Below are 11,696 nucleotides of genomic sequence, written 5' to 3' on the forward strand. Positions count from 1 at the left end.
AAAGCCAGCTTCTGTCCCGTTGCCTTACGTTCCGATAACCGTCGAAGACGTGAAGAGTGCAGCATCCATGGGCATGGCCGACTTGGCCAAGGACGTGCTGCCGGGGGGCTGAGGTGCGACCCTTGCGCTTATGGCGTGACATTCGGGCCAATTCGGCAACAAACTCCTCGTCTCCGGCAACATCGCCTCACCCCCGCCGTGACAAAAACTCCAGCACGCCGGTCTTGTAGACCTTGTCGCCGAACGCGCGCATATGATCGCGGTTGGGGATGTCGAGCACTTGCGCGCCCGGGATGCCCGCGCCGAATGCGCTCGCACTTCCCGCAACGTCGTCGGCCGTGACCGCGATCAGCACCGGCACCTCGATGCGCGCGGCCTGCTGTCTCGTCATCTGGTCGCGCGCGCCGTGGAAGCACGCGGCGAGTGCGCGATGGTCGGAGCGGGTCTGGTCGGCGAAGGCGCGAAAGGTGCGGCCCATGGGATCGGTGACGTCGTCCAGCGAGGGCGCCTCCAGCGCCTTCGCGACATTCTCGCCGGGGCCGGAGCCCTCGATCAGGCCGCCGATGCCGATGCCGCCGAGGATCGCCGAGCGCAGGCGATGCGGCTCATTGAGCGCGAGCCACGCCGTCATCCGTCCGCCCATCGAATAACTCCATGATGTCAAATTACGGTAACAGTGCACAAATCTCCGCGCATCTGACGGCTCTGGTCAGGCAAATTGGTGCACTGTTACGTAGTTTTGCGTAATCTCCGTGTCTCACCTAAAGGTGCAGCCCAGCATCGTCACCGTAGTTTCGAAACTGTTCACGTCGCCTTGGCGACCGCGAACAGGCGGAAATCTTCGAGCGCCGCGTGTCGATGCGGGGCGACTTCGCGCCGGTAGGTCTCGGTGTCGACGATCGAGCGGAAAGTGGCGAAATCGCCGTATTCGTTGAGCGCCACCTCGTCCCAGCGTTCGCTTGGCGAGCCGACGAGGCTCGCCAGGACCGGGACGGAAAACACGCGCACGAGCGGCTTCCCGGCCGCGAGACGGCGGAATGCCGGCCTGTAGCGTTCATCGAACGCTTCGCGGCCCGAGCAGGGCGCAGCATCGAATCCGTCCTCGTAATGCGCTTGCGCGCGGTAGCGTATCAGATTGAGCATAAAGATCGGCTGGCCGGCTGGAATCGCCCGCTCGGCGGCATCGAGGGCTTGCAGAGTGATTTCCATCAGGGTCATCGGACTTCCCGGATTTATAGCGCTGCGGAATGCGCGCTGACGCTCGCTGCTAGCCGTTGCCGGACGACCCTTGTAGTGACCCTGCGGCCATGATTATGTGGACTGAATGTCCACAACAACTTTCCCTCCCGATCTCTCACGTCTCCTCGCCTTCGTCCGCGTCGTCGAGGCGGGTTCCTTCGCAGAAGCCGCGCGGCGGGCGGGGACGACGACCTCGGCGATGTCCAAGGCGGTCGCCCGCTTCGAAAAGGCTCACGGGTTGCGGCTCCTGCATCGCTCCACCCATTCGTTGGCGCTGACCGAAGAGGGCGACAGGCTCATGACGGCGGGTCGCGCGCTGGTCGAAAGTCTCGCCCGCGTCCAATCCGCGCTCGGCGACGTCGCGCGCGACGATGGCGGTCGGGTGCGCGTGACCGCCCCCGCCTCCTTCGCCCGCGCCTGCATCCTGCCGCGACTGCCCGCGTTCCTGCGGGAGCGGCCGGAAATCGAGATCGAGGTTAAATTCCGCAACGAGATCCTCGATCTCGCAGCGGAAGGCGTCGACATCGCTATCCGCTCGGGGCCACTCGACCGCGCGCCGGGCCATCAGGCACGGCGGCTTTGCACGTTCTCCTGGATCGCTTGCGCCTCGCCTGTCTATCTGAAGGCGCGCGGCGTGCCGGTCACGCCTTACGAGCTTGCCGCGCACGACCATGTCGGCTTCCGCAATCCCGCGACCGGTCAGATCCTGACTTGGCGCTTCGCCGACCCGCGCGGCAAAGGACCCATTCGCGTCACGCCCAAGCCCAAGCACATTTGCGACGACGCGCATGCTACGCTCGACTTGATCACGAGCGGCTTTGGAATTGGCTGGGGGCCAGCATGGCTCGTCACCGAAGACCTTCGCGCCGGCCGGCTGGTCGAGGTTCTGGAGTCTTGGCGCGTCCCAGGGGAACCCTTATGGATGGTGCGCACCTCGGGCCGCCGCCCTCCCCTGCGCACGCAGCGCGTGATGTCATTCCTCAACACGCTTCCCGCCGCGTTCAGCGACAAGGCAGCGTAGGCGAAGACCCCTCTTGGCCCTTTGCCGCCTCACCCCCGCCGTGACAAAAACTCCAGCACGCCGGTCTTGTAGACCTTGTCCCCGACCGCGCGCATGTGATCGCGGTTCGGGATGTCGAGCACTTGCGCGCCCGGGATGATCGCGCCGAGCGCGCTCGCGGAGCCCGCGACGTCGTCGGCGGTGCCGACCGCGATCAGCACGGACACCTCGATGCGTGCGGCCTGCTGCCTCGTCATGAGATCGCGCGTGCCGCGCAGGCACGCGGCCAGCGCACGATGGTCGGAGCGGGTCTGGTCCGCGAAGGCGCGGAAGGTGCGGCCCATAGGATCAGTGACGTCGTCCAGCGAGGGCGCCTCCAGCGCCTTCGCGACATTCTCGCCGGGGCCCGTGCCTTCGATCAGCCCGCCGATGCCGATGCCGCCGAGGATCGCCGAGCGCAGGCGATGCGGCTCATTGAGCGCGAGCCACGCCGTCATCCGCCCGCCCATCGAATAGCCCATGATGTCGGCCTGCGGGATGGCGAGATGATCCATCAGCGCCAGCACGTCGCCGGCCATGACGGGAATCGAATATTGCGCGGGCTCGTAGAGCTTGGCGCTCTCGCCGTGGCCACGATTGTCGAGCGCGATGACGCGGCGGCCGTTCTTGCGCAGCTCCGAAACCCAGGTCGGATAGACCCAGTTTACGTTCTTGCTGGAGGCAAAGCCGTGCACGAGGATGATCGGCTCGCCCTCGCCTTCGTCGAGATAGGCAATTTCAACGGCGCCGTTGTTGAAGCTCGGCATCATCAGTTCCGGAGGTCTCGAGGGGGGACAAGCCGATCTTAGAGCACGATCCGGAAAGTTGTGCAGCGGTTTTTGCGCGCGGCACACGCGGAACGCGTTTGCGTGGAGATCATGTGCTCAAACAATAGCCTGGAGCGCGGCTCCGAATGACCGCAATCTGGTCGCGTTTAGGCCCGAAGGCCTGCATCCGCCAAAGCAGCCTCCGCCGCCATCTGCGCCCGGCGGAGCCGGCGCGCGCGCCTGCGATCGCACCAGGCCTGCGTGAGGCGCTCGGTGGTGACCTTGATCGAGGACAACAGGCCGAACAGCGTCAGCGCCGCACCGAACAGCCAGAGCGCCAGATCGAACATGCCGCCGACGAGCAGCAGCGCGCCGCGGCCCAGCAGCTTGATGATGGCGCGGGTCTTGCCGCCTTGGGCTTCCGCGAGCCGCGCCGCGCGCGCGACGTCCTTGGGACCTTCGGCGATCCGCAACGTGTCCATCGCCCCGCGTGTGCCGGTCTTGCCGGCAACACGCGTCACGTCCTTACCGAGCCGGACCAGCGCACCCGCCTTCTCGGCACGGAACGCAGCCTTGATCGCGCGCACGGTCTCGCCCGGGCGCAGCACCGAACCCTTGGCCACCGCATTCTGAAGCATCGGCGTGTCGACGACCTCGCGCGCGGACCGGCCGGCCCAGGCGGCAAGCCCCTCGCCGAGCCGCCCCACCTTGCGCGCGTCCTTCACCAGCGTCAGCCCGGCGCGCACCGGCGCGGCGCCGCCGACGGACACATAGGTTGCCGCGGTCACCGCGAGCCCCGCCGCCGCAAGCCCGAGCACGAGGCGGTCGGTGTCCTCGCCCATGGCGAGGTGCTTGCCCTCGCGGACGATGTCCCTGATGTCGCCGAACACGAAGAGATCGCCGGCCACCGTTCCCGACAGGCTCGCGACGTCCTCGGCATTGCCGGTGACGAGACCGGTGGCAAACCGCTTGGCGAATTGCGAGGTGGAATTCTCCGCCTTGACCGCATCGCTGACGCGGCTGATGAGGTCATCCGGCAGCGCGATGTTGCGGTCACGCGCGAGTGCGACGAAACTGTCGGCGAGATCGGCATCGCCAGATGCGAGCGCAGCCTCGATGTTGTCCTGGACCAGGCGCTCGTTCTGCCGCAGCAGCACGTCGAGCTTGAGCTCGGAGAGCGCGACCGGATCGTCCTGCGCGGCGAGGATGGCGCCGGCCTCGCGGGCATATGGTGCTACCTGCGCGAGCATGAAGCTGCATGCCGCGATACCGGCCAACGCTGTGCTGATTCGCAGCCATTTCATGCGGAAAAACCTGGAAGGTCCTGAAATCGTTGACGCCTGACGCGTCGTCTTTGGTCGCAACTGCGTTCGTCCCACAGACATAGTACGCCAAAATTGCGACACAACGTCCCCGACGAAAGAAGGGCTTCTCTCAGGCCGCAAGATTGTGTCGAATTTGCATGAGCAAATGAGCATGGGGCGTTGCGGAGCTTTCGGTTCCGCTGGACTAGCAATCATCACCACCCGCCAGTATGGTCCGCGGCGCCATAATGATGCCGCGTCAGTTTTGATTGTATCTGCCGCCATTGCCACTCCAGGATGAGTTACGATGTCCGACCATGTCGTCCCGCACTTCCACAACGATGCCGGTGTTCCCGTCATCGAGATCGGCTCGCAAGAGTTCATGTGCGTGGGCGCCAACCCTCCGTTCGATCATCCGCACGTCTTCCTCGACCTCGGCAACGACAACGAGATCATCTGCCCCTATTGCTCGACGCTGTACCGCTTCGCGGCCGACCTGAAGCCGGGCGAAGCCCGCCCGCCGGAATGCGTGCTGAAGGACAAGGTGGCCTGACCGCCCGCATCGGTCAGGGGTGGCGCTCTCCCGAACGATTGTCATCGCCGGTGCCGGCATCGGTGGACTGACGGCCGCACTTGCGCTCGCGGCCCGCGGCTTTCGCATCGTCGTGCTGGAAAAGGCCGAGCGGCTCGAGGAAGTCGGCGCCGGCCTGCAACTCTCCCCCAATGCCAGCCGCGTGCTGGTCGAGCTCGGCCTCGCCGAACGGCTCAAGGAGCGCGCCGTGACGCCGGAGGCGGTCTCGATCATGAGCGCCCGGGCCGGCGGCGAGCTGCTCCGCATGCCGCTCGGTGAAGCTGCATCCTTGCGCGCCGGCGCCCCCTATTGGGTGGTGCACCGCGCCGACCTGCAATCCATGCTCGCCGACGCCGTTTCCGACCATCCCGACATCGACCTGAAGCTGGGCGCGACCTTCGAGGACGTCGCGCCGCACGCCAAGGGGCTGACAGTGGTCCATCGCAGCGGCACGATCCGCCGCAGCGATCTGGCGAGCGCATTGATCGGCGCCGACGGCATCTGGTCGACGGTCCGCCAGCATCTGTTTCCCGAGGTGCAGCCGCGCTTCTCGGGCCTGATCGCCTGGCGCGGCACGCTCGATGCCACGCAGCTGCCGAAGGATTACACCGCACGCCGGGTGCAGCTCTGGATGGGCCGCAACGCCCATCTCGTGGCCTATCCGATCGCGGGCGGACGCCAGATCAACGTGGTCGCGGTGCTGCCGGGCACATGGAACAGGCCGGGCTGGAGCACGCCCGGCGATCGGCGCGAGGTGATGGACGCCTTCGCCGCGCCCCATTGGCCGGCCTCGGCGCGGATGATGCTCGCCACGGTCGACAGCTGGCGCAAATGGGCGCTGTTCGGCGTTCCCGACGGCTGTCCCTGGAGCAACGGGCCGATCGGGCTGCTCGGCGATGCCGTGCATGCGATGCTGCCGTTCGCGGCGCAAGGCGCCGGCATGGCGATCGAGGATGCCGCCGTGCTCGCCCGGCATTTGAGCCTAGAGACCGCCGAAAGCACTGCGGACATCACGGCCGCGCTGACGCAATACGGCCGGGCACGCCAGGCGCGCGTGCGGCGGGTGCAGCGGACGGCGCGGCAGCAGGGTCGCATCTATCATTTCACCGGGCCGCTCGCGGTCGCGCGCGATCTTGCGATCCGCGCCCTCGGCCCGGACCGGATGCTGGCGCGGCAGGACTGGATCTACAATTGGCGGCCGTGAAGCGATTGCGGCGGCTCAGCGCGCGGCGCTGCCGGATCTCGGAGCGGGTTTGATCACCGGCGGCTGCGGAGCGGGCGCCGTCGGCGCGGCATTCGGCGGCGTTTCCCGGCACCTGTTGCGGCGCCAGGCGTCCTCGACCAGTTGCGACTGGCCCCGCACCGCAACGTACTCGTTGCGATAGGCGAGCTCGGAGACGACGGCCCCGCCGACGCCGGTCTCTGCCTTGTCCATCAGCCGCTGCAAATCGGCCGTGCGGGCGGCCAGCGCCTTGCGCTCCGCCTCGAGCTGCTTGCAGTCGTACAATTCGTATTTGCCGGGATCGGCAAAGGCCGGCGCGACCGTCTCGCTCATGCCGGCGCAGCCGGACAGCGCAAGGCCAGCCGCAAGCGGCGCCAGCAGCGCGACGGAGCCGCGCAGAAAACATGAAAACGAAGCAGCCATGCCGGATGAATAGTCCCCGTAAATTGCGAATGCCTAAAGCAACAACAGATGTCCGGATTGAGGCTTCCGTGGCGGGATCGGTCGGCCGACGCGGGAATCGCAACGAGCGTTCGATCAAGCGGGCCGATCCAGCGCTCAAAGCGTGTGCGAAAACAACTGTATTCTCTTTGCCTTAGACTATTTGCGCCGTATAGATGGGCCGATGCGGGCGTGGCGGAACTGGTAGACGCATCGGACTTAAGCCATTGAGTGCCCTGGGGGAAACCCTGGGAGCAGAACTGCTCAAAGTCGGGGAAACCTTCACTGGCAATCCCGAGCCAAGCCCCCGTCAGGGGGAAGGTGTAGAGACTAGACGGGCAGCACCTACAGCGGACAAGCGCCAGGGTGAAGGGATAGTCCAGACCACGAACGCCGGGTGGGCGGCGGCGAAAGCCGAAGTGGTAAGAAAATCCGTGGGGCCGCAAGGCCTGTGCCGGTTCGAGTCCGGCCGCCCGCACCAGATCCCGGCGATCGCTGGCGCCATCGAGGCGGCGAAGAGATGCTCCCTCGCCAAGGACGAGCACCTCCTCTACAGCTGTGGGTCCGAACTCAAGGGTAAGTCGCCGGCGGACACGGGATATTCCGAGCCCAACAAGAGCAGCAGACGATCATACGTGATGGATACTTCAATATCACAGGATGAGATTCCGCGACGCGCGCTGCCAAAGCATCTTAGGAGCCTGGAAGCGGAATCCATCGAGATCATGCGCGAGGTGATTGCCGAGTTCAGGTCACCCGTGATGCTGTATTCGATCGGCAAAGACTCCAGCGTGATGCTGCACCTTGCCATCAAGGCATTCCATCCGGCGAGGCCGCCTTTTCCTCTTCTTCATGTCGACACGACATGGAAGTTTCGGGAGATGATCGCGTTCCGTGATGAAACGGCGCGTCGGCTCGGGCTCGATATGATCATCTATGCCAACCAGGACGGATTGGCGCGTGGCATCAGCCCCATCGCCTCCGGATCTTCCGCGCATACCCAGATCATGAAGACGGAAGCGCTCAAGCAGGCGCTGGACCTCCATGGCTTCGACGCGGCATTTGGCGGAGCGCGGAGAGACGAGGAGAAGAGCCGAGCCAAGGAACGCATCTTCTCCTTCCGCTCGCAGGGGCATGTGTGGAATCCACGCAATCAGCGTCCCGAATTGTGGAACCTGTTCAACATGCGGATTCGGCCGGGCGAAACCATCCGCGTGTTTCCACTGTCTAATTGGACCGAACTGGACATCTGGCACTACATCATGCTGGAAAGAATTCCCGTGGTGCCGCTCTACTTCGCCAAAGAACGCCCCGTGGTGCGGCGCGACGATGCCTGGATCATGGTGGACGACGATCGTCTGCCGCTCGCGCCCGGCGAGCAGCCGGAGATGCGGCGTGTGCGATTTCGAACCCTCGGATGCTATCCGTTGACGGGGGCCATCGAATCCGACGCCACGACCCTTGAAGATGTTCTGTCCGAGATGCGATCGACGCGTCTGTCGGAACGTCAGGGCCGCCTCATCGACAGCGACGAGACCGCCTCGATGGAAAAGAAGAAGCGAGAGGGTTACTTTTGATGGACGGCGTCGACGTTGCCGGAGAGCGCGCGAGCAAGGACCTTCTCAAACTCCTGACGTGCGGATCAGTCGACGACGGCAAGTCCACGCTGATCGGGCGTCTTCTTCACGATTCCAAGCAGATCTTCCAGGATCAATTGTCTGCGCTTGCTAAGGATTCGGCACGCTATGGCACGACGGGCGACGACATCGATCTGGCCCTTCTCGTCGACGGCCTCGAAGCCGAGCGTGAACAGGGAATCACGATCGACGTCGCATATCGCTTCTTCGGAACGTCGAAACGATCCTTCATCGTCGCGGATACGCCCGGGCACGAGCAGTATACGAGGAACATGGCGACCGGAGCATCAAACTCCGACCTTGCCATCCTGCTCATCGATGCCCGGAAAGGCGTTCTGATCCAGACACGTCGGCACTCGCTGATTTGCTCACTCCTGGGTCTGCGCCACGTCGTCCTCGCCGTGAACAAGATCGACCTGGTCGCGTATCAGGCGAGCGTTTTCGAGCGGATCGTCTCGGACTATCGCGTCTTCGCATCGAAGCTGGGCTTCTCGTCGATCGAAGCGATTCCGATCTCCGCCCGCGACGGCGACAACGTCACGAGCCCGTCGCGCAAGACGCCCTGGTATGGTGGCCCGACCCTGCTGGAATACCTCGAAACCGTCGACATCGCGCATGGAACTGCCGACAAGCCGTTCCGGTTTCCGGTGCAATGGGTCAATCGTCCGGGACCCGATTTCAGAGGTTTTGCCGGAACGGTCGCCTCCGGCACGATTCATCCCGGAGACCCCATCATCGCGGCCGGCTCCGGCCATGCTTCAAGCGTGAAGGAGCTCCTCACTTATGAAGGCTCGCAATCGTCGGCAACCGCAGGCGAGGCCATCACGCTGGTCCTGGCGCATGAGATCGACATCGCGCGCGGCGATCTCCTGGTCAGTTCGGCGTCGCGTCCCGAAGTCTCGGATCAATTTGCTGCTCATATCATCTGGATGAGCGATCAACCGCTCATCCCGGGCCGTTCGTATCTGGCCCGTATCGGGACCAAGACCACGCCGATCTCCGTCACCGGGATCAAATACAAGATCGACGTCAATACGCGCGAGCATCTCGCGGCCCCTACACTGGGTCTGAACGACATCGGCTTCTGCAACCTGTCGACCGGCACGCCGGTCGCGTTCGATCCATACGAAGAGAACCGCAAGACCGGCTCGTTCATCATCATCGATCGGCTGACCAACGATACGCTCGGCGCCGGCATGATCGCCTTCGGCCTGCGACGCGGCACCAACATCCCCTGGCAGGCGACGCTGGTTGGAAAGGCCGAGCGTGCCGCACACAAGCAACAGAAGCCGGCCATCATCTGGTTCACCGGCCTGTCAGGGGCAGGTAAATCGACCATCGCCAACATCGTCGAGCGGCAGCTTCACGCCGCCGGTCATCATACGATGATGCTCGATGGCGACAATGTGAGGCACGGGCTGAACCGTGACCTCGGCTTCACCGAGGCCGACCGGGTCGAAAACATCCGGCGCGCCGGCGAAGTGGCAAAGCTGCTGGTGGATGCGGGATTGATCGTCTTGTGCTCTTTCATTTCGCCATACCGGGCGGAGCGCGAAATGGTACGGCGACTGGTCGCTGATGGGGAGTTCATCGAGGTCTTCGTCGACACGCCGATCGAGGAATGCGCAAGGCGCGATCCCAAGGGGCTCTACGCAAAAGCGAAAGCCGGCGCGATCAAGAATTTCACCGGCTTCGATGCGCCTTATGAAGCGCCCGAAACTCCCGAGATTCATTTGCGCACGGTCGGCCAGCAGCCCGAGCAACTGGCCCATCATCTGATTGCTAAGCTGACCGAACTTGGACTGATACGATAGAAGGCTCGAGCCCTCGCATCACAGTCTTGCTCGCCTGCAGACCCAACGAAAACTGGCGCGCAGAACGCTTGCGTAGACTGACATCAAGCTGCGCTCGGCGATCACGCCGGGGGCATATCTCAAATCGTAGAGATTGGGATCGACGGGACCGATCCTCATCGGCACGGCGATGACGCCGTCGCGACGCTCGAAAAGGTTGTGCCTCAAAAAGCTTCCGAGCGGTCGGATCTCGCCTACTCTGTCGTCACCGCCGGAAGGTGAGACAACGGGGGCGGTTCGGCCTTCAGTCGCATCGGCTGAAATCCCACCGTTCGAGAAAGCACGCTCCCCTCCGGTATCATCCGGCCCGCGACGGCGGAGCTTCTCCAGCTCGGACTTGACGAGCTCTCCGACCATCGGCGCGACCTGTCGTTCGACCTCCCGCGCGACGATTTGAGCACGCACCGACGCCAAGCTTTCGGAGTTCGCAAATCGTGCGAGCTCCTCCGCGGAGAGCTGACGGAGATCGGCGCTGCCAGCCGAGAACGGAATTCCATAGTAGCGTTGGTTGAATGAGACAATGTTGTGGTCGAGGAAATCCGTCTCGACCAGGAACGGAACGGAGAAGTGCGTGGTCGACATCAATCGCAGGGGCCGATGACGAAACGCCGCGACGTGACGCGGCAGGACCGACGAGCCGTCGTAACCGAACTTCACCATGAAGTCCTGAGGGAGTGCCTCGAGCTGACGGACGACGTCCGCCGACAAGGCCTGCCGCCATCCGTTGATGCGGCCCTCCCTGAACGTGGGGCTCGAACGACCGGATGCCGCGGCGCAGATATCCCGGGTGATCCCAGGCGCGTGCAATTTGAGCTGCAGCGACCACACCAGCGCCTCGAATGCCTCGTCCGAACCGCCGCCGGCATCACCAACGATCTCTTCAAACGAAATCGGGACGACGTTTCCGCAGTCCAGCCAGGCTGCAAACTCGCCGACCCGATCGCGGACCGAGCCCAGCAGCCATCGATCCTCCATCAGCCGCGCAATGCGTTCCTCGAAGGAGAGATGTCCCAGCAGCACCGACAAAGGACTGTTGCCGTCGATGTGCCAATAATTCGCTTCGGAGACCAATATGTCGAACGGATTGCGGTAGTTGAAGAGCGCAGGCGACCGCATGAAGGGGTGAGCCCGATTGCCGAACGGCGCGCGCTGCAGCTCGTCCCGGAAGAACTCCCGCGTCATGGTATGCGCATTGCTGTGAAGCAGATAGTACCAATGACCGCCCTTCGGCCGGTCCGGCGCGACGCCCCCCGCCGCATAGCCAAGCGCTTCTGCCAAGCGAAAGAGGAGATGTGTGCCGGCCTTGGGGATCGATATCAAATAGAGCGGCAGCTTCGAATAGTAACGTTCTGTGACCGGAGCAACCAGAGCTGGCGCGCGGCGGTCGACATAGCCGAGCAGCGCGGCGCTGACCGTCTCTGCATCACCACCGATGAGGAGAATTGCGTCGAAGGGATCGAACGCTTCGGGCTCGGCCGAAGTCGGCGTCTGGCCCCTCCGTTCCGATACTCGGAAAGCTTCGCCGAACTCCGAAGAAAGGGCTGACGCAATCTCAGCGGCCGCATCGTCTAGAAGGTACGCGGTGACAGTTCGATAGCCGCCATCCAACAGGCCGCGGGCGAC

At 64.2% G+C, this 11,696-nt stretch carries 10 protein-coding genes and 1 pseudogene; 5 read left to right on the top strand and 6 right to left on the bottom strand.

Going from position 1 to position 11,696, the window contains the following annotated elements; genetic code table 11:
- Window positions 1-187: 187 nt before the first annotated feature.
- Window positions 188-649: pseudogene (locus tag LPJ38_RS30035) on the bottom strand (alpha/beta fold hydrolase); the annotation flags it as partial.
- 155 nt (window positions 650-804) lie between these two features.
- Window positions 805-1,218 (bottom strand): hypothetical protein, encoded by a 414-nt coding sequence (locus LPJ38_RS30040; RefSeq protein WP_145640647.1) that lies wholly within the window; start codon window positions 1,216-1,218, stop codon window positions 805-807.
- Between the two features lie 106 nt (window positions 1,219-1,324).
- On the opposite strand from LPJ38_RS30040, the gene LPJ38_RS30045 reads away from it, so the two are divergent.
- Window positions 1,325-2,260: a LysR family transcriptional regulator gene (locus LPJ38_RS30045; RefSeq protein ID WP_145640645.1), complete on the top strand. Its 936-nt coding sequence runs from the start codon at window positions 1,325-1,327 to the stop codon at window positions 2,258-2,260.
- Between the two features lie 29 nt (window positions 2,261-2,289).
- Here the strand turns inward: LPJ38_RS30045 and LPJ38_RS30050 are convergent, their stop codons facing one another.
- Complete coding sequence (locus LPJ38_RS30050; protein ID WP_145640643.1) at window positions 2,290-3,045, bottom strand: alpha/beta fold hydrolase; 756 nt, start codon at window positions 3,043-3,045, stop codon at window positions 2,290-2,292.
- Window positions 3,046-3,212: 167 nt separating this feature from the next.
- Entirely contained in the window at window positions 3,213-4,349 is a 1,137-nt protein-coding gene (locus LPJ38_RS30055; protein ID WP_145640641.1) for a hypothetical protein, read from the bottom strand.
- A gap of 307 nt (window positions 4,350-4,656) precedes the next feature.
- Between LPJ38_RS30055 and LPJ38_RS30060 the strand changes: the two genes are divergently transcribed.
- The gene (locus LPJ38_RS30060; RefSeq protein WP_008562814.1) at window positions 4,657-4,902 is read left to right on the top strand and encodes a zinc-finger domain-containing protein; all 246 of its coding nucleotides are present in this window, start codon (window positions 4,657-4,659) and stop codon (window positions 4,900-4,902) included.
- A gap of 19 nt (window positions 4,903-4,921) precedes the next feature.
- Complete coding sequence (locus LPJ38_RS30065; protein ID WP_145640640.1) at window positions 4,922-6,124, top strand: FAD-dependent monooxygenase; 1,203 nt, start codon at window positions 4,922-4,924, stop codon at window positions 6,122-6,124.
- Between the two features lie 15 nt (window positions 6,125-6,139).
- Here the strand turns inward: LPJ38_RS30065 and LPJ38_RS30070 are convergent, their stop codons facing one another.
- Complete coding sequence (locus LPJ38_RS30070) at window positions 6,140-6,565, bottom strand: twin-arginine translocation pathway signal (RefSeq protein ID WP_145640638.1); 426 nt, start codon at window positions 6,563-6,565, stop codon at window positions 6,140-6,142.
- 656 nt (window positions 6,566-7,221) lie between these two features.
- On the opposite strand from LPJ38_RS30070, the gene cysD reads away from it, so the two are divergent.
- Both cysD and cysN read left to right on the top strand, forming a co-directional pair.
- Complete coding sequence (cysD, locus tag LPJ38_RS30075) at window positions 7,222-8,160, top strand: sulfate adenylyltransferase subunit CysD (protein WP_145640742.1); 939 nt, start codon at window positions 7,222-7,224, stop codon at window positions 8,158-8,160.
- Window positions 8,160-10,034 carry a sulfate adenylyltransferase subunit CysN gene (gene cysN / locus LPJ38_RS30080; protein ID WP_145640636.1) on the top strand — a complete coding sequence of 625 codons (1,875 nt, stop codon included), beginning with the start codon at window positions 8,160-8,162 and terminating at the stop codon, window positions 10,032-10,034. The genes cysD and cysN overlap by 1 nt, the downstream gene beginning before the upstream one ends.
- Before the next feature lie 18 nt (window positions 10,035-10,052).
- Here the strand turns inward: cysN and LPJ38_RS30085 are convergent, their stop codons facing one another.
- On the bottom strand, window positions 10,053-11,681 hold the full coding sequence (locus LPJ38_RS30085; RefSeq protein WP_145640634.1) for a hypothetical protein: 1,629 nt from the start codon (window positions 11,679-11,681) through the stop codon (window positions 10,053-10,055).
- Window positions 11,682-11,696 lie beyond the last annotated feature (15 nt).

The sequence above is a fragment of the Bradyrhizobium daqingense genome, from assembly GCF_021044685.1.
Taxonomy (GTDB): Bacteria; Pseudomonadota; Alphaproteobacteria; order Rhizobiales; family Xanthobacteraceae; genus Bradyrhizobium; species Bradyrhizobium daqingense.

What these genes read in the sequence shown, in the direction of transcription:
- LPJ38_RS30040 (WP_145640647.1), bottom strand. Translation starts at nt 1,218, where the DNA reads ATGACCCTGATGGAAATCACTCTGCAAGCCCTCGATGCCGCCGAGCGG.
- LPJ38_RS30045 (WP_145640645.1), top strand. Translation starts at nt 1,325, where the DNA reads ATGTCCACAACAACTTTCCCTCCCGATCTCTCACGTCTCCTCGCCTTC.
- LPJ38_RS30050 (WP_145640643.1), bottom strand. Translation starts at nt 3,045, where the DNA reads ATGCCGAGCTTCAACAACGGCGCCGTTGAAATTGCCTATCTCGACGAA.
- LPJ38_RS30055 (WP_145640641.1), bottom strand. Translation starts at nt 4,349, where the DNA reads ATGAAATGGCTGCGAATCAGCACAGCGTTGGCCGGTATCGCGGCATGC.
- LPJ38_RS30060 (WP_008562814.1), top strand. Translation starts at nt 4,657, where the DNA reads ATGTCCGACCATGTCGTCCCGCACTTCCACAACGATGCCGGTGTTCCC.
- LPJ38_RS30070 (WP_145640638.1), bottom strand. Translation starts at nt 6,565, where the DNA reads ATGGCTGCTTCGTTTTCATGTTTTCTGCGCGGCTCCGTCGCGCTGCTG.
- cysD (WP_145640742.1), top strand. Translation starts at nt 7,222, where the DNA reads ATGGATACTTCAATATCACAGGATGAGATTCCGCGACGCGCGCTGCCA.
- cysN (WP_145640636.1), top strand. Translation starts at nt 8,160, where the DNA reads ATGGACGGCGTCGACGTTGCCGGAGAGCGCGCGAGCAAGGACCTTCTC.